This window comes from Paraburkholderia sp. A3BS-1L (genome assembly GCF_051125215.1).
In the GTDB taxonomy this organism is placed as follows: Bacteria; Pseudomonadota; Gammaproteobacteria; order Burkholderiales; family Burkholderiaceae; genus Paraburkholderia.
Genome location: NZ_CP120446.1, coordinates 189,938 through 210,427 on the forward strand (window position 1 = coordinate 189,938; position 20,490 = coordinate 210,427).

General features: G+C 61.2%; 20 protein-coding genes and 3 pseudogenes. 9 read left to right on the forward strand and 14 right to left on the reverse strand.

Going from position 1 to position 20,490, the window contains the following annotated elements:
- Positions 1 to 36: 36 nt before the first annotated feature.
- The 5 genes from P5W99_RS36360 to P5W99_RS36380 form a co-directional block, all read right to left on the reverse strand.
- A complete protein-coding gene (locus tag P5W99_RS36360; RefSeq protein ID WP_434667880.1) occupies positions 37 to 345 on the reverse strand; it encodes a hypothetical protein in 309 nt (102 codons plus the stop codon).
- 314 nt (positions 346 to 659) lie between these two features.
- A complete protein-coding gene (locus tag P5W99_RS36365) occupies positions 660 to 971 on the reverse strand; it encodes a hypothetical protein (protein WP_434667883.1) in 312 nt (103 codons plus the stop codon).
- Positions 972 to 1,031: 60 nt separating this feature from the next.
- Positions 1,032 to 2,153 (reverse strand): Y-family DNA polymerase, encoded by a 1,122-nt coding sequence (locus P5W99_RS36370; RefSeq protein ID WP_434668359.1) that lies wholly within the window; start codon positions 2,151 to 2,153, stop codon positions 1,032 to 1,034.
- Between the two features lie 35 nt (positions 2,154 to 2,188).
- Positions 2,189 to 3,103: a DUF72 domain-containing protein gene (locus P5W99_RS36375; protein ID WP_434667886.1), complete on the reverse strand. Its 915-nt coding sequence runs from the start codon at positions 3,101 to 3,103 to the stop codon at positions 2,189 to 2,191.
- A gap of 11 nt (positions 3,104 to 3,114) precedes the next feature.
- Complete coding sequence (locus P5W99_RS36380; protein ID WP_434667889.1) at positions 3,115 to 6,261, reverse strand: error-prone DNA polymerase; 3,147 nt, start codon at positions 6,259 to 6,261, stop codon at positions 3,115 to 3,117.
- Positions 6,262 to 6,480: 219 nt separating this feature from the next.
- Between P5W99_RS36380 and P5W99_RS36385 the strand changes: the two genes are divergently transcribed.
- The 3 genes from P5W99_RS36385 to P5W99_RS36395 all read left to right on the forward strand — a co-directional run bounded on the left by P5W99_RS36385 (position 6,481) and on the right by P5W99_RS36395 (position 7,953).
- Complete coding sequence (locus tag P5W99_RS36385; RefSeq protein ID WP_434667892.1) at positions 6,481 to 6,819, forward strand: hypothetical protein; 339 nt, start codon at positions 6,481 to 6,483, stop codon at positions 6,817 to 6,819.
- Positions 6,820 to 6,935: 116 nt separating this feature from the next.
- Positions 6,936 to 7,295 (forward strand): hypothetical protein, encoded by a 360-nt coding sequence (locus P5W99_RS36390; RefSeq protein WP_434667895.1) that lies wholly within the window; start codon positions 6,936 to 6,938, stop codon positions 7,293 to 7,295.
- 286 nt (positions 7,296 to 7,581) lie between these two features.
- Positions 7,582 to 7,953 carry a hypothetical protein gene (locus P5W99_RS36395; RefSeq protein WP_434667898.1) on the forward strand — a complete coding sequence of 124 codons (372 nt, stop codon included), beginning with the start codon at positions 7,582 to 7,584 and terminating at the stop codon, positions 7,951 to 7,953.
- 100 nt (positions 7,954 to 8,053) lie between these two features.
- Here P5W99_RS36395 and P5W99_RS36400 read toward each other — a convergent pair.
- Positions 8,054 to 8,740: pseudogene (locus tag P5W99_RS36400) on the reverse strand (DNA polymerase Y family protein); the annotation flags it as partial.
- Positions 8,741 to 8,895: 155 nt separating this feature from the next.
- Between P5W99_RS36400 and P5W99_RS36405 the strand changes: the two are divergent.
- Positions 8,896 to 10,071: a hypothetical protein gene (locus P5W99_RS36405; protein ID WP_434667901.1), complete on the forward strand. Its 1,176-nt coding sequence runs from the start codon at positions 8,896 to 8,898 to the stop codon at positions 10,069 to 10,071.
- Positions 10,072 to 10,164: 93 nt separating this feature from the next.
- On the opposite strand, the gene P5W99_RS36410 is transcribed toward P5W99_RS36405, so the two are convergent.
- Positions 10,165 to 10,467, reverse strand: coding sequence for a hypothetical protein (locus P5W99_RS36410; protein WP_434667904.1), 303 nt, complete (start codon positions 10,465 to 10,467; stop codon positions 10,165 to 10,167).
- A 199-nt stretch (positions 10,468 to 10,666) separates the two neighbouring features.
- Positions 10,667 to 11,008, reverse strand: coding sequence for an H-NS family nucleoid-associated regulatory protein (locus tag P5W99_RS36415; protein WP_434667907.1), 342 nt, complete (start codon positions 11,006 to 11,008; stop codon positions 10,667 to 10,669).
- Positions 11,009 to 11,540: 532 nt separating this feature from the next.
- On the opposite strand from P5W99_RS36415, the gene P5W99_RS36420 reads away from it, so the two are divergent.
- Both P5W99_RS36420 and P5W99_RS36425 read left to right on the forward strand, forming a co-directional pair.
- The gene (locus P5W99_RS36420) at positions 11,541 to 12,143 is read left to right on the forward strand and encodes an H-NS histone family protein (protein ID WP_434667910.1); all 603 of its coding nucleotides are present in this window, start codon (positions 11,541 to 11,543) and stop codon (positions 12,141 to 12,143) included.
- 271 nt (positions 12,144 to 12,414) lie between these two features.
- Positions 12,415 to 12,654 (forward strand): hypothetical protein, encoded by a 240-nt coding sequence (locus P5W99_RS36425; protein ID WP_434667913.1) that lies wholly within the window; start codon positions 12,415 to 12,417, stop codon positions 12,652 to 12,654.
- A gap of 62 nt (positions 12,655 to 12,716) precedes the next feature.
- On the opposite strand, the gene P5W99_RS36430 is transcribed toward P5W99_RS36425, so the two are convergent.
- Entirely contained in the window at positions 12,717 to 12,908 is a 192-nt protein-coding gene (locus P5W99_RS36430) for a hypothetical protein (protein WP_321938441.1), read from the reverse strand.
- A gap of 349 nt (positions 12,909 to 13,257) precedes the next feature.
- A complete protein-coding gene (locus tag P5W99_RS36435) occupies positions 13,258 to 13,734 on the reverse strand; it encodes a hypothetical protein (RefSeq protein WP_434667916.1) in 477 nt (158 codons plus the stop codon).
- A gap of 675 nt (positions 13,735 to 14,409) precedes the next feature.
- On the opposite strand from P5W99_RS36435, the gene P5W99_RS36440 reads away from it, so the two are divergent.
- The gene (locus P5W99_RS36440) at positions 14,410 to 14,748 is read left to right on the forward strand and encodes a hypothetical protein (protein WP_434667919.1); all 339 of its coding nucleotides are present in this window, start codon (positions 14,410 to 14,412) and stop codon (positions 14,746 to 14,748) included.
- 250 nt (positions 14,749 to 14,998) lie between these two features.
- Here P5W99_RS36440 and P5W99_RS36445 read toward each other — a convergent pair whose 3' ends face one another.
- Positions 14,999 to 16,375 (reverse strand): hypothetical protein, encoded by a 1,377-nt coding sequence (locus tag P5W99_RS36445; RefSeq protein ID WP_434667922.1) that lies wholly within the window; start codon positions 16,373 to 16,375, stop codon positions 14,999 to 15,001.
- Positions 16,376 to 17,037: 662 nt separating this feature from the next.
- On the opposite strand from P5W99_RS36445, the gene P5W99_RS36450 reads away from it, so the two are divergent.
- Positions 17,038 to 17,361 (forward strand): response regulator, encoded by a 324-nt coding sequence (locus P5W99_RS36450; protein WP_434667925.1) that lies wholly within the window; start codon positions 17,038 to 17,040, stop codon positions 17,359 to 17,361.
- 138 nt (positions 17,362 to 17,499) lie between these two features.
- On the opposite strand, the pseudogene P5W99_RS36455 reads toward P5W99_RS36450, so the two are convergent.
- A pseudogene (locus P5W99_RS36455) lies at positions 17,500 to 17,697 on the reverse strand (transposase domain-containing protein); the annotation flags it as partial.
- Here P5W99_RS36455 and P5W99_RS36460 point away from each other — a divergent pair.
- Positions 17,693 to 17,944: pseudogene (locus P5W99_RS36460) on the forward strand (transposase domain-containing protein); the annotation flags it as partial. The pseudogenes P5W99_RS36455 and P5W99_RS36460 sit on opposite strands and share 5 nt — an antisense overlap.
- Positions 17,945 to 18,344: 400 nt before the next feature.
- On the opposite strand, the gene P5W99_RS36465 reads toward P5W99_RS36460, so the two are convergent.
- Positions 18,345 to 19,685 carry a type II toxin-antitoxin system HipA family toxin gene (locus P5W99_RS36465; protein ID WP_434667928.1) on the reverse strand — a complete coding sequence of 447 codons (1,341 nt, stop codon included), beginning with the start codon at positions 19,683 to 19,685 and terminating at the stop codon, positions 18,345 to 18,347.
- Between the two features lie 2 nt (positions 19,686 to 19,687).
- Complete coding sequence (locus P5W99_RS36470; protein ID WP_434667931.1) at positions 19,688 to 19,948, reverse strand: helix-turn-helix domain-containing protein; 261 nt, start codon at positions 19,946 to 19,948, stop codon at positions 19,688 to 19,690.
- Positions 19,949 to 20,490 lie beyond the last annotated feature (542 nt).

The following is a 20,490-nucleotide window of genomic DNA, read 5'->3' on the forward strand; positions in this document are numbered from 1 at the left end:
ACCCAGGAGCAGGGCGACGATCGCGCGATCCCGGATCTACAGGGGAATGTCGGTGGGACGGGGTCGAACGTAGTCCTCCAGACGGCACCCGGCATCGGTGTCGAGGAATACGGGAACCGGTTCGCTGCCCGGCCATGCCGTGTCGCGCACCACGCGCGCGGCGGGATTGCTGTTGCGCACGTCCAGTTCGATAAGGTGGCGGCAAAGCCGGTCGATGAGCTTCGCGTACCGCAGCGCGGTAGTGGTGCCCGGCGCGCTACGCCGACCGAGATCCATCAGATAGCTCTCCAGGTGTTCGTCGCTGAAGCTTGCTACCGTCGCTCCGTGCTGGTGGAGATGACGCATGAACCGCGCGAACATCGCAGCGTGCTGTTTGGCGGAACGTGGGGCGAAACGCCGCCGGTCCGCGCCATCCGCGTCCGTCTCCTGCCATCGCCTGAAGGCAGCAATAGGAGCATCCAACCACTCGCATCGGGCATCCATTTCGACCGAATATACTGAATTTGCGTATTCGCACCTTAATACGGATCTTCGATCCGCATCGGGCTCACAGGGGAGAGGCTAGTATCCCCCGAAACTGGGACGCGGAATGCGGCGGAAGGTGGTGGTTTTTGTGCATTCTTCGACCGCAGGGCACCTGCTGCTGCGTAGGCCGGCGACTATTCGATGCGACCTGCTTCGCGCGGGGGTGACTCGCGGATCCACTGTTCGATCTCGTCGAACCGTTCGAAGACCGGCCTCGCCAGCCAAGACACGAACTCCGCCGACCATTCGCTCCATTTCAGATCCAACGGGTCGAACTCTTCCTCAATGAGCGATTCGTTCTCTTCGCGCAGGTATGCGAAAACGATGCTTCGACCGTCCCACCACGCGATGATGTGTTGCGTTACCCGCGCGGCGGTCCCGAGTGGATGGTCCCGCAACAGCATGCCGACATCTGCGCAAAAGCTCTCAAGAGTCGTCGTGACCATCTTCCCCTCCCGATCAGGGTTCGCTAGGCCTAGTGTACGCGCGTTCGGGACAGACCGGCCTCAGCCGTCGAATGGCAGTTCGCGCTGCATTGGGGTCTCGGCGGACGCACCGTCTATCGCACGCTCAAGCGAGCCGACACGCACGCCGATGAGACGAATGCGCCGATCCAGCGTCACCCGTTTCAGACATTCACCCGCCGCGCGCCGGATGGATGCCGCGTCAGTCACTGGCTCCGGCAGCGAGAGATCACGGGTGACAATCTTGAAGTCCGCAAACTTGATCTTGAGTCCAACGGTGCGGCCGCCGTACCCCTTGCGCTGAAGGTCCCCGGCGACCCTTTCACAAAGACCGGTCAACGCCGGCGTCAGGATTGCGCGGTCCCGACTCGCGTGCATGTCTCGCTCGAACGTCGTCTCACGGCTCATCGACTTGGGCTCCGAGGAAACCACGACGGCCCGATCGTCGACGCCACGCGCAATTCTTGCCAACCATGCCGCGTAGGTGTGCCCAAAGTGCTCCTGCAGCAGACCGGGATCCGCCGCGGCAAGCTCCCCAACAGTTCCGATTCCGATGCTAGCCAGGCGCTCGCTCGCGCGTGGGCCAATTCCGTTGACCTTCTTGGCAGCGAGAGGCCAAATGCGCGACTCGATATCCTCCATCGTGAGAATGGTCAGGCCGTCCGGTTTGTCGAGTTCTGAGCCGATCTTTGCTAGCAGCTTGTTCGGCGCTATTGCGATAGAGCAGGTGAGGTTCGTCGCCTGTCGCACCGCAGCCTTGATCTGTTGCCCCAACTGGGACGACTCCCCCGCGACATCGGTGAGGTCGATGTAGATCTCATCGATCCCACGGTCTTCTATCTGGTCGGTGAACGTGCCGACAGCGTCCTTGAACAGGCGCGAATAGCGACGGTAGGAGTCGAAGTCGGTCGGAAGCAGTATCGCATCCGGCGCAAGGTGCGCTGCCTTCATCATGCCCATCGCTGAGAACACGCCCAGAGCGCGAGCTTCGTAAGTCGACGTTGTGACAACGCCTCGGCCTACATAGTCTCGCAGTCGCGCGAAACGGCGCGTACCGTCGCGCAACATTTCCGGAGCCGCATTGCGGCCGCCGCCGATCACGACCGCTTTGCCGCGCAATTCCGGGTAGCGCAGCAGTTCGACGGACGCGTAGAAGGCATCCATATCGAGATGTGCAATCCGACGTGGACGATCGCTGGTCACGTCGTCGTTACTGCTGTATCACCGAGAAAGCCGATGAGCGTTCGCGCGTTGCGCTGCCCCTGGTCCTCGTAGTTGTTGTTGAACACGACATGCGTCTGCGCGACGGACGCGGCGATCTCCCTAATCTTCACAGACATTTCCGACAACTCTTCATCGTTGTAGTCGTAGTTGAACCGATCGTTCGCAACGGTCGCCCCTTTTATGTTCCACGTCTCGTGGTTGCGCCCGTGCAAACGCACCAGCGCAAGGGCAGCGTTCGTGACCTCCCAAACAGAGGGAATCGAATTCGCTGGCCCCTGCGGCTCATCGACGACGACGTTGACCAGCGCGTGTTCGCGCGCGAACGCGAGGGTCGACTCAGCGTGTTTTGTGTCGAACCAGCTGCGATTTCGGAATTCGACGGCCATCAGGTGGCGTCCCGCCATCCTCTCCGCGCAATGCTCCACGTGCGCACGCCCGTCAGGCGCCGAAGTGATCCACGGTGCGAACTGGAAATGCACAGCACCGAGTTTGCCCGCTACCTGCAGGGGCGCGATAGCTTCAAAGTAGCGCCGCCAAAGTTCGGCCCTTATCTCGTCGGGTATGTCCTTGTAGTAGAGGTTTTTCTTCTCGTTCTGAGGTAGCTCAGGCTGCATATCCTTGGGGAACATGTCGCGCTGTGTCTGATGCCCGGTGAAAAGGCGGAACGCCTTAATGTTGAAAATGAAGCTCGGAGGCGTACGCTCGACCCACAGAACGGAATTGCTGCCGTTTGGCATCGCGTAATAGCTGGAATCCACCTCAACGAGCGGAAACTGGCTCGCATAGAAGCGCAGGCGCGCCTCTGCGCTGCTGCAGCCGGGTGGGTAGAACCGTTTGCTCTTGATCAGGGTTGGGTCAGTCCATGATGCCGTACCCACGCGGATGTTCATCGGTGTCTCCTTCAACAGAAGTCTCGACTCACGGTCGGGAGTTCGCCAAGCAGCGCGGTAACATCGACGAGCCTGTTTGCAACGAGATGTCGGACCTCGCCTTCACGCTGCCAGACCCCATACACAGCGAGCAACGACGAACCGAGCGCCTCGCGACGGAACTTTTCAAGGACCGACTGCCAGACGATGATGTTCACGCTCCCGGCCTCGTCCTCGAGCGTCATGAACATCACCCCTTTCGCCGTGCCCGGGCGCTGCCGGACCGTGACGATTCCGCAGGCGCGCGCCAGTTGCCCATTACGATAGCGCATGAGCGTATCCGACGGCACGAGCCGCATCTTCGTCAGCCGTGGGCGGAGCAGGGCAAGCGGATGGCGGCCAAGCGTGAGACCGGTCGAACGGTAATCGCTCACGATCTCCTGTCCTTCCGTCATCGGGGCGAGGTCTGGTGTTTCATCGTCGTCGGCCGCGCCGCGCAGCAGGTCACGGTCCGGCACCGCGGCAACTGCCTGCCACAGCGCTGCGCGCCGCTCTCCCGCGAGAGAGAGCAGGGCGTTCGCGGCCGCGAGCACCTCGAGGTCGCGTCGGTCGAGCTGCGCTCGGCGAGCGAGATCGGACACATCGCGGAACGGCCGCACGGCGCGGGCCATCTCGATGCGCGCCGCCGCGTCCGCTTTCATGCCCCGAACAAGTGACATGCCTAGCCGCAATGGATCGCGCGTCGTGGGACCTTCAATCGCGCAGTCCCAGTTGCTCACGGTGACGTCGACGGGCAGCACGCGCACTCCGTGCCGCTTCGCATCCTGAACAAGCGCGGATGGCGAATAGAACCCCATCGGCTGGGAGTTGAGCAACGCACATGCGAATACCGTTGGTTCATGGCACTTCAGCCACGCGCTCGCATAGACCATCAGCGCGAAACTGGCTGCGTGGCTTTCCGGAAAACCGTATTCGCCGAATCCCTGTATCTGGGCAAAGATCTGTTCAGCGAACTCGCGCTCGTAACCACGCTCAAGCATGCCGTTGACGATGCGGTCGTAGTAGACGCCGAGGCCTCCCTTGCGACGCCACGCGGCCATCGCACGGCGCAACTGGTCGGCCTCCCCCGCAGAAAAGCCAGCCGCAAGCATCGCGACCTGCATCACCTGCTCCTGGAAAATCGGCACGCCCAACGTACGGGCGAGGGCCTGCTCCATCTGTGGACTCGGGAACGTCACCGGCTCGATACCCTGGCGCCGGCGCAGGTACGGATGGACCATGCCGCCCTGGACCGGGCCCGGCCGTACGATTGCGACTTCAATGACGAGGTCATAGAACTGCCGCGGCTGCAGGCGCGGCAGCATGCTCATCTGCGCGCGCGATTCAATTTGAAAGATACCGACAGTGTCTGCGCGGCAGATCATCTCGTACGTCGCAGAATCTTCCGGGGGAATGTCCTGGAGCTCGAACACTTCGCCGCGCTTTTCCGAAATCAGGTCGAGCGCGCGACGTACGGCTGAAAGCATACCCAGTGCAAGCACGTCTATCTTCAATAATCCTAAGGATTCGATATCGTCCTTGTCCCATTGAATGATTGATCGATCAACCATCGCGGCATTTTTGATGGGTACCAGGCGCGAGAGTTTGCCGCGGCTGATGACAAACCCGCCGCTGTGCTGGGACAGATGACGCGGAAAACCAAGCAGCAGGGTGGCGAATTCAGCCCACTGCACGATGAGTGGCGCCTGCGGGTCGAGGCCCGCTTCCTCAAAGCGGACGAGCAGGTCTTCCTTCGAGTCGAACCAGTGATGGGCCTTGGCAACCCGATCGACGATGGCCAGGTCAACGCCGAGCGCCTTGCCCGATTCCCGGAGCGCGCTGCGAGGTCGATAGGTCGTTACGGCAGCCGTCAGCGCTGCGCGCTCGCGCCCGTATTTGCGGTAGATGTACTGAACCACCTCCTCGCGCCGCTGGTGCTCGAAGTCGACATCAATGTCTGGCGGCTCGCCGCGTTCCTTGCTGATGAAGCGCTCGAACAGCATCGACGAGCGTGCCGGGTCCACCTCGGTCACGCCGAGGCAATAGCAGACTGCGGAGTTGGCAGCCGAGCCGCGACCCTGGCAGAGAATCCCCTCGTTGCGTGCGAAGCGCACGATGTCGTAGACCGTCAGAAAGTAAGGTTCGTACTGCAGGTCCGCGATGAGCGCGAGTTCGTGCTCGATCTGCGCCTGTATCTTGTGCGGAATGCCCGCCGGCCAGCGCCGGTGCGCGCCAATGTAGGTTTCCTGGCGCAGGTAGGCCTCGGGCGTGAAGCCTTCGGGTACAAGTTCGTCCGGATACTCGTAGCGGAGCTCGTCGAGAGAGAACGTGCAGCGACGCGCAATCTCGACGGTCTCGGCCAGCGCTCGCGCCGGATAAAGATTGGCCAGACGCAGACGTGAACGCAGATGCTGTTCGGCGTTGGGCGCGAGGTCATAGCCGCACTCGGCAACCGGCCGCCCGAGGCGGATCGCGCTCAGCACGTCCTGAAGCGGCTTGCGCGAGCGAACGTGCATGACCGGAGCGCCGGTGGCCACCACGGGCACGGCGTGGCGCGCTGCTGCCCGCTCGATCGCTCCGCGATGCAGGTCGTCCATCGCGCGGGCATGAAGCGTGAGCGCGATCCGCGCGCGCTCACCGAACGTCGCCGCAAACCATTCGAGTTGCGCATCGAGGCGCGCCTCATTGGCCGGGTACTCCGGGATGAGGATCGCCATGCAGTCCGGCAGTCCCTTCAGGTGTCCGTGAGAAGCCTCCGGGTGATCCAGGTCGCGTGCGGCGAGCCGGTAGCTTCCCTTTTCCACGCGCATGCGCGCAAGCGTGATCAACTCGCTGAGATTGCCGTAGCCCTCTCGCGTCATGGCAAGGGCGGTAAAGCGCAAGGCGTGCGAGCCGTCGGCATTCGTCAGCGCAAACTCGGACCCCACAATGAATGGGATACCCGCGCTTTTCGCTTCGACGTGCGCTCTCACGACCCCGGCCAGCGAGCATTCGTCCGTGACGGCGATTGCTGCATAACCCAGCTGTGCCGCACGCGCGGCGATGTCGTCGGCGTGCGAGGCACCGCGGAGGAAGGAGAAATTCGACGCGCACTGGAGTTCGGCATACGCCGGCAGTCCGCCAAAGTCAGGTGCAGGCATAAATTGCGCGCGCGGCCCAGCCGGCACCCGATCCATTGGACCCGGACACCCTGATTCCGTCTTTCCGCCCTCGACACTGTATATTTATACAGTGGTATTCTAGCGCAAACCGGCTGGCTGGCGAAAATATCGGCTTTCCCCGGAATAAACCGGACTGAGGCGGGCAAACATCGCGGAAAATCCGGCCACAACCGGTTCACAGCAAATGGAGCACAAACGATGGGACAGGCAAAACAGCGCGGGACGCAGGAACAACGCATCGCGCAGGCAAAGGCGAAGATAGATGCGTTGCGCCCGGAGAAGCTGGTGTGCGGTGCGTGCAAGACCGCATTCAACGACTTCGACGCACTCGACACGCGAAACATGGCGGGTATCCAGGCGGCGTTCGGCGGCATCTGTCCGTCGTGCGGGGAGACGGTGCTGTCCTTCAGCGGCGAGAAGGACGCTGTCGCGAACGCCATGCTGGCATGGCAGGACGCGATGGAAAATGAAGGCAAGCTTGGCAAGCAGTCGCCGACGGGTGAACACGTACCCTTCGATGAACAGAAAGACTCATGACGCTTTACAGGCGCAAGAGCGTGCCATTTCATGGCCCGAGCTGACGGGCCAGACACAGGATTGACAACCACTACACATATCGCGCGGCAAAGCCCCGCGCGCAGGGAGGGCCAGTCATGAGCACGCACGCCAACGCTGAGGTACTCCTCGCGTGGTTTCGCGAACGCGCGAGCGCGACGGTAAGCGAGATCGCGGCGTCCGGACTGATGAAGTCGCGCACGGCTTCTGATGCTGTGCAGTACGCGCTGCGTAATGGGGCGCTTGAGCGCATCGTGCGTTCAGGTGCAAGCGCGAAGGACCGGGTTCACTATCGGGCAACCGGAGTCGCGTTGCCCGCGCCCCGGGCGCAGGCAGGCCAGCTGTCTTTTGATGGTCTGCTGACCGCATGGGGCATCGTTCTTGAGCCGCCCCGGCTTCTGTCGACGGAGTCCTGCAGGCACCAGATTTCGGATAGCGGATTTCAAGATAACGAGTAGCAGGAAAGCGTTGCTGACGACATGGAAGCGCTCTGGTTCTGGTATGTCGCGGAACTGGAGAGGGTGGCTGCCATTGTGACCTGGAGGTCGACGTCCTGACGCGGGTTCTGCCGTGGTTTGCCTTCATGAAGCAGTCACCGGATTGAAGCGCGACAACAATCGTGCCGTTATCGAAGGAAAGCATCGTTAATCCTTTCCTGTCATGTCCCGAACCAGGCAAGGCGCGTAGACGCGCCGCTGCGGCATTCCACTGGCTGTTCGTTTGCTTCCCCTCCCGGAGAGGGCGGTGCGTCAGCGGATGATCGCATACCCCATCACGCTGTCCAGCCTCCGGCTGCAGCGCGGCGATCTTGCGCATTTCGTCACGATGGCACAGCTCATCGTCAGCACCTCACACCTCTTCGACGCGGGGTATGGCCGGGCGCGCATTGAGGGCTTGACCGAAGCGCACGACGCGCTCGAGCGCGGCCTGCGCGCGGCGCTGGGGTCTGGCATCTGGGGTATCGATCAGGCAATCTTCGAACTGTTCGCAGAACTGCTGACGTTACACGAGGAGCAGTTGCATCTCGCTCCACTCGAAGCCGTCACCCGTTTCTCACAACCCGGGCACCTGAGTCTGGCAGACGGGATCCGTAGCGTCCACCAGGCGGCGGCATGACGATCCCGCCAGAGGATGTCTGGGGCCGTTCGGCGCCAAAGCGCACTCGCGGCGGATAACTGGAGCACAGCGCTCACGCCCCTGTGCCAACTCCGGCATTTCAGCCAAACAGGCCGTGAAGAAACCAGCATGGCTCGCGCTCATCACGGCTGCCGACGCGCTCGCGAAATACCCAGTAGTGCAGATTGTTTTCGGCTTCGGCGACGAAATAGTCACGCGTCACGATGTGACCGTCCTGCCAGCCACACTCGATCCGCTCGCCGGGCGATACCATCCGCAGCGGCGTGCCGTAGAACGGACGGTGGCCATGCATGATGAGCTGGATGGGCACCTCGAGGAGCCATGCCGGGCGAGGCAAATCCCGCGGCAGATCGGTGCGTGAGGGTTGGGATTCGCTGCTGACCGGCACCCACTGCGCGGCGACTTCGGGACGGAAATCGGCGACGGGTGCCGCTCTCATCACATTGCCTGAACCCAGCCTTGCCGTGAGCAGTTCCATGAGGCGCGCGTGATCCTGGGGCGATCCTCCGGGTTCGGGAAACAGCGATTCGCTCGGAGCCTCGGCTTCCCGCACGTCCTTCGCTTCGAGCCTGAGTGCAATGACCGGGGCCGCGAGTTCGATCCGCGAGAGTCGCTCCTTCAGCAGCCGGACGAGGTGTTCTTCGTGCCACGTCGGTTCGCCCAGCGCGACTTCCACGCCCGTTGGGGGAATCGCATTGCGGCCGCGCTCGTGCTCGAGCGAGACAACGAAACGCGCAACGGCAAGCTGGCGGGCGGCAAGCCACCCCCGCTGAGAGTCGTCATTGCGCCGCGCGGAATCTAGCCAGAATCCCTCGCCGACTGTGGCTGGGAGGCCGGTCGGATCGCGTGTCCTCTGGGTTATACTAAATTATCTTTTACTAGTATAATTTATCCTCCAATGGATAATCTCGGGTAATTGCCATGTCGCAGTATTTCACCAGACAGAAGCTGGCCGCAGACTACTGCGACGCACTGACGGGCGACGGACTTGTGGATGCGAGTTCGGGCCTGTTCCTGGCCGCACCGCGGCGCACCGGCAAGACGACCTTTCTCCGGCGCGACCTGATGCCAGAGGCCGTCGAGAGGCAATGGCTGCCGGTGTATGTGGACTTGTGGGAGTCGCAGCAGACCCCGCCAACGCGACTCGTCGCGACGGCCGTGGTCAACGCGCTGCGCATCGAGCAAAGCCGGGTTGCCGGCGAACTTGCCCTGAAGTCCGGCATAAGCGCCGCGGCCGTAACCCTTGAGGATTACGGGCTTGAAAACGTCGGCGCTCCGGAGGGCAAGACACTCGCGGTTGCCCTTCGAACACTGTCCGAAGTAGCCGGCAAGCCGGTGATGCTCGTCGTCGATGAAGCGCAGGAGGTACTCAATTCTGCCGATGACCTGATGTTCTCGCTCAAGTCGGCGCGCGACACCGTCGGCGTCGATGCGCACGGTGGCCGGCGACTTTTCATCGTATGCACGGGTTCACATCGCGACAAACTCCTGCACCTCGTGCTCACGAAGAAGCAGCCGTTCTATGGAAGTTCTGTTCAACCTTTCCCGTTTCTTGGTCGCGACTACGTTGACTGGTACACCGGGCGAATCAATCAGCACCTGGCAGAAGACAACCGGTTTGAACCGGATGCCGTATTTGACGCGTTCAAGCTGGTGGGCCATCGCCCCGAGGTCCTGAAGAAAATCATTTCGGAAATCGCCCTGGATGAAGGCGCCGCACACAGTCTTGGAGAGCGGCTGGCTCGAGGGGCGATCGCACGGCAGGATGAAATCTGGGACGAGTATTCGAGGGCGTACGACAACCTGAGCAGGCCGCAGCAGGCGGTGCTCAGCCTGCTTGTCGAAGGCGGACCACAATTCGAACCCTTCTCTGAAGTGACCATCACCGCCTGCTCGCGGATTGTGGGCTCGACTCTCGCCGCGACTCACATCCAGAAGGCGCTCGACGCACTCCGCAAGAAAGACCTGGTCTGGCGTTCGGCTCGCGGGGAATACGCGTTAGATGACTCGTCATTCGGAGACTGGTTCAAGCGGAAGAGCGGGATGAAAACCGATGCGTCCGGAACGACAGGCGACATGGTGACGCCGGGCTCCTGAAGCCGCTTTTAGCGGCAAGCCCGGAGTCGTCTTGACGGGGCTGACTGCGACATGGGACTGTCGCCGGAGAATTTAGGTACGCGAAGTGCGCCGTCACAACCCGTCGTAGCCGATCCCTTCACCATTGCTCCACCGGCGGTCAAGGGGCGCCCGCATCCTCTGCGCATGCCTCGCAACCACCACGGTTGCCAGCAGCATCAACGAGCCGGATATCACGATCATTTCGTCGCGGCGCCGTGCGCGCTCATACGCGAGCCTGCCGGTGCAGATCGCGCGCTGCAACTGATTGACGATACCGGCTGCGCTCCAGAGTCGGACATGTCTGAAACAGGTGCCGCAGATCCAGCGAAGGGCGGGGCGCCAGAAGTCCTGCCCCTCGCCATGATCCCGTCGCATTGGCTCGTCAGGCGCTCTCCAGCCGGTGTATTTCCAGTCATTGGCCAGCTCGCGCGCGTCGCGTACTACATGGCTTTTTGCCCCATGGTGGAAGCACTATTCTTGATCGGCATCGAGTCGCAACTCGCGCACGTCCACGATCCTGGCGCAAGGAAGATGCGGTCTGGCTTCAGATCCTGGCTGACCCTTGATCATCACTTCAGGCGGCGGGAATGCCCTCTGTCCTGATTGTGGCCAGTCTGGTGCCAGCAAACGGGTCATTGTGCCAGTCGGCGCCAGTGCGCTTGTCTGCGTGCCGGTTCGGCGCCCCATCAAGGGCGAAATGCTCAAGAGACTGCCCGGCGCTGGTCGCCTGAACAATCCATTGCGGCGCAGCGCCCTTGCCATCCCATGTATTACCGGAAGCGTCGCGAAAACGCACCGCACACAAACGCGCCTGATCTGCCGCAAGTGAAGTAGCGATGTCTTCCGGTCTGATTCCAAATTCGGCCATCCGTCTGCGCAGATAGGCCACGATGCTATCGCGCTTTCTTTCATCCATTCGGTATTCTCCGCACAACAAGCTGTTGTTGGGCCGGTAATTGCAAACCGCGTGCCGCCAGGATAACACCCGACTCCAGCAGGCCATGCTGCGGTAGCGAAGTAGGTGGGGTATTCTCGAACGGCGCTCTGTTGGGAACAGCACACGAAAACGCAGCGACTGGCGGTCGCTTTCTTTTCAGACAGTATAAATCAACCGGAAGGTGCTGCCTGGTTAGCTCCCGCACAGTTTGTAATCTTGTGTTTCACTCATGAGTTCATGAACGGAATAGAGTATCGGTCACGCGAGCGACGAAACGCGGGATACGTGTCTGGGAAATGGAGAATCAAACTCAGGTTTTAACGTCCAGTAACACTGGAACTGCTGGGGCGCTGGGCATTCAGTTTGCACGGGCGTACTGATAAAGTCATAATCACCGCCATTGACGATGGCGTCAGCTCTGCCGGACAGACCAAACTTCGAAGTGCCTGGCAAACAAGCCAGGGAAGTTTCAGGATCGCCTGGTCGAAAAACTCACAGGGAGGATTGGAATATGGCTACTTTGGACGCAATCAACTTGAAAATTGCAAAGCTGCAAAAACAGGCGGCCACGATCGCTGAAAAACAGACGTCGGTTGGGCTGACGAAAATCCGTGACCTGATGCAAAAACACGGCCTGACTGTCGCTGACATCGAAGGCTTTGTTGCAAAGCGCCGCGGTCGCAAACCTGGGACGACGCTGGCAAAGGCGGCAGCAAAAGCCCCAGGTGCGGCCGTACATCACGTTGCGCCGAAATACGCGGATCCGAAAACGGGTGCGACGTGGTCGGGCCGTGGTCTGGCGCCGCTCTGGATTCGCGACGTCAAGGATCGTTCGAAATTCCTGATTGAAGCTGCGGCAACGGCCAGGACTGCCGACGCAAAGGCAGCGCCTGCGAAGAAGGCTGGCGCAAAGCGTGTCGTTGCTAAAAAGGCGCCGAAGACGGCAGTCGCCACTAAAAAGGCTGGCCGTGCAGCAGCGGTTCCGGCAAAGGGGGCGCGTGGGCGCAAGGCCGCAGCACCCGCGAAAAAGGCATCGGCGCCGCGCAAGGTTGCAGCCAGAAAGGCACCGGCCGCAGTTGAGGCTGCTGCCACGCCTGAAGTCGCAGCAGCGTAACGGCTAACGGGCGATCCAGTCGTAGCTGGCGGAGTGACATGCTGGCCACGCCGCATTCGCGGCCCGCTACGACTGATCACTCAGGTCCCTTCGCGCGTCGCCTTGCTGAGAGCGGCGCCATGTTTGTACATGAGGAGGTGCGGACACAGAGCCGCGCCGTCAACCCATGGGTTACCGCCTTGAACTTGTATCGCTCGCGTTGCCAGTTGACTGTCCACCGGAGTTGGTTCCTTCAACAGTTAGCCGGCTGATCTCGGTCGCCTGGAATGGGATGAGCCGCGCGCAGCTCGTGGACCGTGCCCGTCGGCTCGACATGCGTGCGTCGCTGCGGGTGCAGCCCGGTATCGGACCGGATGGGCTGACGCAATTCAGGCTCACGCTCAGTTTTGCGAACGGAAGCTTCGAGCTGATCGCCCATGTACGCCGTGTTGTTCGCCGGCGCACGGGCGCGCGACGCCAGAAACCGTCATTGCCTCCCGCGCGCGATATCCGGCAGCAGAGCCTCTTCTGAGTTTTCAGGAGGCTGGGCACAATGCCTGTCGACACCCAGGCATCACCGCTGAAAAAAGCCCGCTAGAGAATTCTGAGATTGCGAATCTTTCCGATTGCCGGTGAGCGTTCGACGATCAGGTTCGCGATGAACTCCGGCAGCAGCGCGCGCGGCACGTTCGCGGGGATATCGGTCACGAGCTGCGAAGGCACCTGAACGATGAATTCTTCCGGCGCCGTGGCGAGACTATGTTCGTACGCAACGCGGATGTCCATGCTGTTATCTTTCGGAGATGTGGTTGCCGGGCGCGCATGCAATGTGCACAGGGCTATGCAGCGTTATGGACCCAGTGTAGCGCGCGATACACCTGTCGTTGTTCTGTTGTGAGCGCTTGCGCGCTTTTGCCGACCATCGCAGGCTATACCGCCCGCGACTCCATTTCCCTGTGATGCAAGCCCGGCGTTTTGGTGCCCGTCTATGGGGGGCGGTTACCATTCGATGCCAGAATAACCGTATGACGTTCGCGTGAGCCTCTCTCACGTCCGCCCGTCCTTGTTCACCGACAGCCTTTAATGCGCATGAGCAGACTGATGTGCGAATGCGCGACGGGGCGCATTGATGACGTTATTGTGCAACCTGGAGATGACTGTCGTTGGTGCGGGTGTCATGCGCGACCCTACCCACCAGCTTTCCGAGGTAATCACTCGCCCTCACTACGATCTCCATTCGGGTCACGCTGAGCGCGCGGTCGTATTCATTGACCACGGCGGTGAGACCGTCAGTCAACGATTCAGGCACATTCCAGACGCCAGTGTGGTCTGCCTGATTGAGCACCTCTGCGAGGCCATGCTCAACGCGTTCGATGTCCGCGATATCGAGCTGCCCATGTCCCGCCCGGGTGATGAAGCTCGTGATGATGATGATCTGCGACAGGAGATTAACCAGCGAGCGGTCCGCTTCTCCACTGCGCAGACGCTCGAGCGCAATCCGTGCACGCAGCGCAAGATCCGAGGATTCCTTGCGGGGCATGGGCAGAAAGAGCGATTTTGCATGCGCACTGGCAGACGGACGACGCGGGGCGCGATAGTTCTTGTTTGACATGTTCGACAGCTGGCGAATGGATTTCGGGTTCGCATATTGGGACGCTTCACCGCAGCGCAAGAGCACCCGTCAAAATTTGTCCCTGTCTCGCGGGTCGTCGCGTTTTCTGTGTGGTCGCCTTTCGATGCCTCGATGCTGCCTTGTTGCGAAACCGCCTATAAACGCGACTAACTGTCCGCGCGCCGCGACTCCAGCAAGCGCCTGACGGCGCCCTCCGCTTTCCTGCGTTGGCGACACTCCCCACGAACTGCTGGAAAGTCGGAGCAGGCAGAGGGGCATTGCTGCCCGGGTCAGGAATAAAACAGGTGTGCCTTCCTCGCGCTGATTGCGCACGCGGAGCCGGAGTCTGTCGGCCAACTGACGTTCACGATGGGAGGCGCAATACCGGCTCGGTCGAGGACCTTGAAGACACGCGGGAAAGATGGGCTGGTTCACCTTGAAACGCGCTTCGGCCCGTCAAATGGCGTCGCGGGCCGCATTGCCCGCGATGACCTTCGAGGAATGGTACGCGGGAGCGATTCCGCTGTTCAGCGGACATCGGAACAACGGACCCGGTGAGTAGTGAGCTATGAGCAGGCGCTAGAATAGCCGTCCTGGTAGCTGTAGCCGCCTGTGACGCATCGGCCTGACCCGCGGAAACAGGAAGCGTGATACCGCAGGTGCGCGGCGCAAGGATTGTGGGAGCAAAAGCAGATGAACGATCAACCAAGAGCGAAGATTGGTGCTGTCGCGGGCAAGCTCGCGCAGGAAGCAATGACGACCGGACTGACGTGGGAAGAGATCGTCGCCGCATTTGGCCTGGCGGCGAAAGCGACCGCCCAGGCGGCCGCGAGTGCGGGCGATGCGCCGGAAGATGAATGCGTTGCACGCGCGCGCAGCTGCTTCGAAGATGCCTTCGCGCAGGACGTCCACGTCGTCATTGCGGATGGCGGTGCGCCAAAGGGCGAAGCCGAAGCCGATGAGAATCCGCTTCTGGCAACTGCCCGCCGTCGTCACATGTCCAGACTCCATTGAACGGCAGGCGAACTCCGCGCCGCGGATAGCGTGGCACACGCTGTTTGGTATGCCCAGGAAAACCCGGGCGAAAAATCCAGTCCCCGCCGTCCACGGCAGCGTCAGATGATTGACCTCTCCGGTCAGCCCGGCGATGCAGGTCGGTGGTAAGTCGACCTGACACGGCGTAAATTTTGTGCGTACCGGGACCCGGTCACCTCGATGCGCTTTATGTGTCATCGCGCGAGGGGCCTGGCACGCTACCACAGGCTCATAGCAGGACCGCCTGCTGCAGCAGTTCCAGCGCTTTCAGTTCGTCCAGGCGACCCGTGCGTGCCTTGCCTGCCAGCGTCTTGAGCAAGGCTTCCGCTATCGGCTCAATACCGTGAAGATTGTCCAGGCTCGTCATGGAAGCTAGCGCGAGAGCTGCCGGGTTTCGCTGCGGGACTGCGGACGCGGCGAACGACTCCGGGGTTGCCGGTGTCGCTGCAGGAGCCCCGTCACGACCTTCTTCAGGCAGGTGACCGGTAACGTCGCCGGGAAAACCATGCTCATGATCTTGCGGGCTGACAACGCTCATCCCTTCTTCTGCGGCGACATCCGCCGAAACAGCAGACGGGTTTCCCTGATCGGCCGCCCGCGTACGCTGCGCACGCGCTTTCGCACCAGCGGATTTCACTGGTACGTCATGATTTGTTGCGGGCGCAACCGGTTCATGCAGTTGAGCGGATGCGCGTGCGCGCGAAGCAGGCGCAAGCATACGCGACACCGACGCTGGAATCTCGGCTTCGGAGCGCGGGGTGTCCAGCCAGCCAGCTGGCAAGCCAAGCCGTTCCGTGAACCGGTTTGCTTCAACAGTGTCCATGCGTTTCTTGCCATGCAGCCGGTGGGCCATGTTGGAGCCACTCAGGTCCATCACCACACCCAGTCTTGCTTTCGAGCCGTTTCGACTCGTGAGAACGTGGAGGTTCGCGCGCCGGATGTTTTCTACGTCGGCGCCATCGTTGAGTGCCAGTGACTGCTGCTGGGCCGGTTCAGGCGACGTGCCGTGTTTCGAACGCGAAGCTTTTTGCGGCGTACGGGCTTCGGGCTGTCCAGCCGCTTCGCCCGGACTGGTCTTGACGGCTTTGGGCGTACGGCCAGTTGCTTTTCTGGGCATTTGTGCATCCTCGGACAAACTGTCTTCAAGAGAGGGTTGCGGGTCGACGGTCAGGGCAGAAGCCGGCTCGAGTGCTTCGGACTCTGCGTCTGGTTCGTCGTCGGGTTGAATGAAGTCGAGTGGTGCCTTCAGCCGGGCGATAGTCTCGGCTGCGAGCCCAGGATTGGGCTGGTCAAAAAAACCTTGTGGCAACCCGAGCGTGGTTTCGATGTGAAAGGCAGTCTCGGGTGTGAACCTTTCGCCCTTCAGCAGTTCGGCCACGCGCGTCATGCTGGATTCAAGCGCGATGGCGATATTCTCTGCGCCTACCGTATCGACCAGAAACTGGAACGACCGTGTCTTGAAAATGGAGGCGGTCTGGGCGGAGTCCTGAGCGGGCGCCTTCACATACGGTTGTCTTGGCCGGTTGGGCTGAGACTTCTTTTCGTGGCGAGCCTGGCGTTGGCCGCTGTCGCGGGATCCCGCATATCGCCCGCGGGCTTGATTCATAAAGTAGGGCTCCATGCGATCGTTGGAATGTATTGATTATAGATGGGGTGGTGTGGGTATTTGATGCGTCATTCGCACCATGACGCGTAAATGTACGCCCGGGAGAGGGCGGCGGGCTCCTTGAAGTACCGGTTCTCCGTGAACGGGTATTGAATAAAGAGGATAACGAATGAAGTCGCGCAGGAATTTCAGGTAACCATTCATGGATCCGCGATGAACCCGGCGCCCTGGTCAACGGTGCCGACGGCAAGCCGATATCCCTTTCAAGGCAGGGCGCGGCATTCTGATTATCACAGCAATCGGCGCTTCGGCGAATGGAGCGGGGGCTCTACTGACCTGCTCATCACGCCGGCCGCCGTCGACCAGCAGCTCGACCACTCGATCATTTTCGAGTGCAACGTGCTTCGCCTGACAAGTCATTGGGGAGGATTTTCAGTTTTCGGTGATTCGAAAAGTCACGGAGAATACTCGCGTTTTCGTCGTCCCGATGGTCTGTCACACCCCCTCGCAAGGTTTCAAATAGCACGCTGTAATCGCTCAGCGTTAGTGCTGTGCCTTTGCTATCCATCGAATGGAGCCGGCCGAACCGTCGGGGCCGTTTTCCGTGGACCGCACTTTGTCAGCATACCAAGGCAAATGAATCCGCTGGCAAGAAATGACATTTGCTCTACGGTTCATTCCGCTTCCTCAACAAGCCCCCCATCGGGAACACGATTCTTCTAGTTGACGATGACCGGAAGACCCTGCGCCCACTCCGCATACTTCTGGAAGAAGAGGGATGCCGTGTGCTGACTGCGCTCAGTGGGGAAGCGGCCATCTCCATCACTGAAGTGGATAGACCTGACCTCATCGTAACGGATTGGATGATGCCAGGTATGGATGGCGTTGCTCCGTGCCGCTGGCTGAAAGACGACAAAGTGACGGCGGCCATTCCCGTTGTCATGCTTTCAGCCGCGCAGCCGCCTCACTCGGGCGAACGCTTGTGAGACGTCCTGTTGATGAAGCCGACACCGATACGCCGTCTCATCGAAGTGGTCAATACGCTGCCAGAGATGCATCCGTAAATTGCGGAACAGCAGAGTAAGCGCCCGGCAAAGACACCCCTCAGCCTAAATTGCCGTCAATCAAGCTGCAGCAGGCGCCCAGCGATGCGGCAGAAGTGCGGCGATGTCGTCGGCTCGATGGGTAGGCAATCGATTGAGGACGTCTTTGAGGTAGACGTACGGATCGTGACCGTTGAGCTGCGCGGAGCGGATCAGGCTCATGATCGCAGCGGCGCGTTGGCCAGCGCGCAACGATCCTGCGAACAGCCAGTTGCGGCGATTACGCTCAGATCAGCATAATCGCCGCAACTTCATGTTCGCCGGCTCCGACAGCGGGGGCGAGCGGGCGGCAGCGATGTACTCCCTCATTGGGACCGCACGTCTGAACGGTCTGGATCCCGAAGCGTATCTCGCCTACGTACTCGAACGCATTGCCGAGCATCCGGCCAACCGCATCGACGAGCTGCTGCCTTGGAACGTCGCACCGCACTTGCAGGCAGCCGCGAAAGCCAGGCCCATTCGATAGCCGTTCTCGCCGCGCCCGTCAACTCCCAGCACTACGGCCTCGTTCTGATGCTTACGTTGTTTCGAAGTCGAGTACTGCAACAGTTTGCATGTTTCTTTCGTTCACTAATCCGTTGATGCCGTACTACGCACGCTTCCCCTGCACGGATACTGCTGGGCGCGCGGCGGCGTCGACGCCTCGCAGTTCTGGTCGGCTGTGCGCAGGAACGGCGCCCACGTTGCACCGGGCGAGGCGGCCCATGCCGAAAGCGTCGCGACGAGGTTGCGCATTGCCGTCGAGAAGGCTGTTGAGCTTCTGGCGCAAGCCGGCGTGTTCGCGCGGACTGTCGCCGGATGCCTGCCAAAATCCCGAGTGCAGCGGACCGGTAGGCAACGCGGTGCAGAACCCGGACCTGCCGGGGTCAGCTCTTTCTCGCAGGAGCGAGAAGCTCGGAACGTCCGATCACGTCTCTCGTGCTCTCCGGCTTGTCTGAATCCGAGAATCCGGCCGCCTCAAGAATGGGTGTAAGGCCCTTGAGTTCTGCTTGTGGCTTGGCGCTTCGCACCGTCGCCATGCCCTCGTTCCACGCGTGCAGCATCTGCTTTGCTATCCAGTGCCATCGGGGTTCGTTCTTTGCGGCTTCGACAACCTCTTTCCCTGTTGACACGGCCGAATCGCAGAGCGCCTCGACCATCTCGCGATAGCGCCGCGGCGGGATGCCCAGCCGCGTGTTGAAGAATCGCTCCAGTGTTTTGCCCGGTGCCCAGGTCTTGCGCCCGTCGACGCCAAGCCCGGGTGGATTGCTGGCGAAGCGAGGGTAAGCCTGGGTGGTCACGATGTCGTACACGGGTGTGTACACGACGTCGTCGATGTTCGAGTAGAGAAGAGCAATGTTCTTCGAGTGGCAGTCCGCGTTGCGAACAACGTAGTTTGTCAGTATCAGCCAGCCAAAATGTTCGGCCTGCTGTCTCCAGTTCGCGCTGCTGATGTAGGGCTTCGTGGCGTTCAGCACCTGCTCTGTCGAGGGCCGATACTTCTCATGCGGTGGGAGACCGAGGAGACTGCATGCGTCCTCGACGCCGTATGCAGGCATACCATTTCCATCGACATCGAAGCGGTCGACGACCAGCACACGCCCGTCGTCAGACATGGTTGTTTTTGCCACTCGAGCGACGTCGAGCCTTGCGAGCACCCGCATGGTGTAATGCTCGTTGAACCCAAGGTAGGGCGTCTGCTCGTCGGAACCCTTGATGATGTGCCGGCTGGTGCGCAGCGTCTGCTTGCCGACTGGCGTTTGCGCGGAGGAAACCTCCGGCGCCAGGAACTTCGGCACCGCGCCCGAGATGGCGGCGCGCGCGTAGTACCTCACCAGCTCCGCGAAGTGCTGGGTCGAGACGTCCTGATGAAGCAGGGTATTGAGGTCAAGCGGGTCGAGCTCACCACCGGGCTGGCCGCCCTCAGGCGCCACTGTCACGCGGCCAATGCCGGCGCCGCCTATGACGGCGAGCAACGACAGGTCCGTTCCGTCGAGGAGGGGGCCGAATTCCTCTCGAATGACCTCAAGGAGGAATCCTTCGGGCAGGTTCTGGCGAAAGAATGGGTGCAAATCGCGGGGCCACACCCACGGCTCTTCGCGAACCGGCATGGTCAGGCTGACGAAGTCCTCGGGTGACGCGTCCGTGCCGTACCGAAGCGCATAATTGTCCTGATGGCGGTACAACTGCGCGACGGGCTTGCCCTTGACGTAGACGTGAAGGCGCATGCTCAGGCTCCGGACTGTTTCTGTTCTGCGAGCACGTCGTCGAGCGTGCGGGCATGACCGCGCTTGACGATCCGCAGGTCGTAGCCGGCCGCTTCGAGGAGCCGGACGAGCACCGCCACGCTCATGTCGCCACGCGCGAGCGTCTCCATGCGCGCGAGCGTGGTGCGAGCGACGCCTGCGCGTTCAGCAAGGTCTTTTTGCGAGAGGCCCGCGTCGCTGCGCGCCTGCTTGAGCATCTCTCCAACGTCTGCCAGATTCGTCACTTGTAGCCCCAGGGCGTCACAATTGGCTGAAAACGAGAAAAGTGTAGCCTGTAGGCTACAAGCCGGCAAGACTTGATTGTGTCCATTGGGCGACCAAAAGGCGGAGAATCGGTCTTTTTGCAGCCTGCAGGCTACAAAGACATCGCCGCTGCGTGGGCTTGAACCGGCCCCTCCGAATGACCGTTGCTTGGTGGGTCCGCAGGTACCCCCGCTGCAGTCATGGCGGCAGCGTCCGTACTGCCAGCTCTTGAAGCTCTTGCGTGGTTCGCCCGCAGGCCGGGCACACAACAGTCCGCACGGCGGTAGAAATCCCAAACATTCGGTCAGTCGGGTGATGGCGCGGGTGTTTGCCTCACATCGTTCAGGATGCGTGCTGCTTCGAGATCCGCCGCATCTGACATTCGGGGTGTAATGTCGAGATTCGACTGGCGAACGGGGGCCAGCGGGGACGGCCATTCGGCCGGACATCGAATGGGACAATCCTACCTTTCTACTGTGCTAACTCATCGCCTTCAGGATTGAGCGAACGTGAGGGTGTCCCC

Excerpts from the sequence above, each read along its gene's own strand:
- P5W99_RS36360 (WP_434667880.1), bottom strand. The coding sequence starts at position 345 with ATGCGTCATCTCCACCAGCACGGAGCGACGGTAGCAAGCTTCAGCGAC.
- P5W99_RS36365 (WP_434667883.1), bottom strand. The coding sequence starts at position 971 with ATGGTCACGACGACTCTTGAGAGCTTTTGCGCAGATGTCGGCATGCTG.
- P5W99_RS36370 (WP_434668359.1), bottom strand. The coding sequence starts at position 2,153 with ATGGATGCCTTCTACGCGTCCGTCGAACTGCTGCGCTACCCGGAATTG.
- P5W99_RS36375 (WP_434667886.1), bottom strand. The coding sequence starts at position 3,103 with ATGAACATCCGCGTGGGTACGGCATCATGGACTGACCCAACCCTGATC.
- P5W99_RS36380 (WP_434667889.1), bottom strand. The coding sequence starts at position 6,261 with ATGCCTGCACCTGACTTTGGCGGACTGCCGGCGTATGCCGAACTCCAG.
- P5W99_RS36385 (WP_434667892.1), top strand. The coding sequence starts at position 6,481 with ATGGGACAGGCAAAACAGCGCGGGACGCAGGAACAACGCATCGCGCAG.
- P5W99_RS36390 (WP_434667895.1), top strand. The coding sequence starts at position 6,936 with ATGAGCACGCACGCCAACGCTGAGGTACTCCTCGCGTGGTTTCGCGAA.
- P5W99_RS36405 (WP_434667901.1), top strand. The coding sequence starts at position 8,896 with ATGTCGCAGTATTTCACCAGACAGAAGCTGGCCGCAGACTACTGCGAC.
- P5W99_RS36410 (WP_434667904.1), bottom strand. The coding sequence starts at position 10,467 with ATGCGACGGGATCATGGCGAGGGGCAGGACTTCTGGCGCCCCGCCCTT.
- P5W99_RS36415 (WP_434667907.1), bottom strand. The coding sequence starts at position 11,008 with ATGGATGAAAGAAAGCGCGATAGCATCGTGGCCTATCTGCGCAGACGG.
- P5W99_RS36420 (WP_434667910.1), top strand. The coding sequence starts at position 11,541 with ATGGCTACTTTGGACGCAATCAACTTGAAAATTGCAAAGCTGCAAAAA.
- P5W99_RS36425 (WP_434667913.1), top strand. The coding sequence starts at position 12,415 with ATGAGCCGCGCGCAGCTCGTGGACCGTGCCCGTCGGCTCGACATGCGT.
- P5W99_RS36430 (WP_321938441.1), bottom strand. The coding sequence starts at position 12,908 with ATGGACATCCGCGTTGCGTACGAACATAGTCTCGCCACGGCGCCGGAA.
- P5W99_RS36435 (WP_434667916.1), bottom strand. The coding sequence starts at position 13,734 with ATGTCAAACAAGAACTATCGCGCCCCGCGTCGTCCGTCTGCCAGTGCG.
- P5W99_RS36445 (WP_434667922.1), bottom strand. The coding sequence starts at position 16,375 with ATGAATCAAGCCCGCGGGCGATATGCGGGATCCCGCGACAGCGGCCAA.
- P5W99_RS36465 (WP_434667928.1), bottom strand. The coding sequence starts at position 19,685 with ATGCGCCTTCACGTCTACGTCAAGGGCAAGCCCGTCGCGCAGTTGTAC.